The following is a 581-nucleotide window of genomic DNA, read 5'->3' as shown; positions in this document are numbered from 1 at the left end:
CGCCATAGTCGACCTGAGCCTCCTCGCCGGGGAGGAATTCAAGACGATCAAACTGCTCTGGATCGCTGTGTCGCAACGTGCGCACAAACCGCTTGACGCTCTGGTAGCTAGACGAAAAGCCAAATTGATCGACCAAGTCCTGGTAAATCGCTTGCGCATTCCGTTTCAGCCGGACCTGGTCTTCGATCCACGTCCGATGTGGTTCGCAGGCCGACCGGGCCAAGCTGCTGGTGACTGTCGCTCCCGACTCTCCAGAAGCCGGTGGTCGGGGTGGAGGAATTTGGTCCTCCGCGCTTGCCGAGCCGGTGGTCACTTCCCCGGGGGAGTTTGCCTCCGCACCGCCCCGCTGTGCTTGGTAACGCCTTATCGTCTTGCGATCGACCCCCGTCAGCCTTTGAATCTCGCGTTGGCTGGTGTTGCGATCAAGCAGTGTCAGTACGGTGCTTTGCAGATGTGACTTCAAGACGTTCAACTCCCGGTCCCCCTCGCGGTATGAAAGGGGGCGAAAATAAACGTCCTGCCTTACCGGCTACCGCTGTTCAGCAGCGCTGCCGATCATTATCAGGTGGGGGAGTTTCAAG

1 pseudogene is annotated in these 581 nt (G+C 59.0%); it reads right to left on the bottom strand.

The features are described from left to right. Positions 1 to 472, bottom strand: a pseudogene (locus EOA24_RS40350) (IS21 family transposase); the annotation flags it as partial. Positions 473 to 581 lie beyond the last annotated feature (109 nt).

The sequence above is a fragment of the Mesorhizobium sp. M2A.F.Ca.ET.039.01.1.1 genome, assembly GCF_003998035.1.
Taxonomy (GTDB): Bacteria; Pseudomonadota; Alphaproteobacteria; order Rhizobiales; family Rhizobiaceae; genus Mesorhizobium.
The sequence above is the reverse complement of the archived record's forward strand: the minus strand, read 5'-3'. Positions and strand labels throughout refer to the sequence as shown.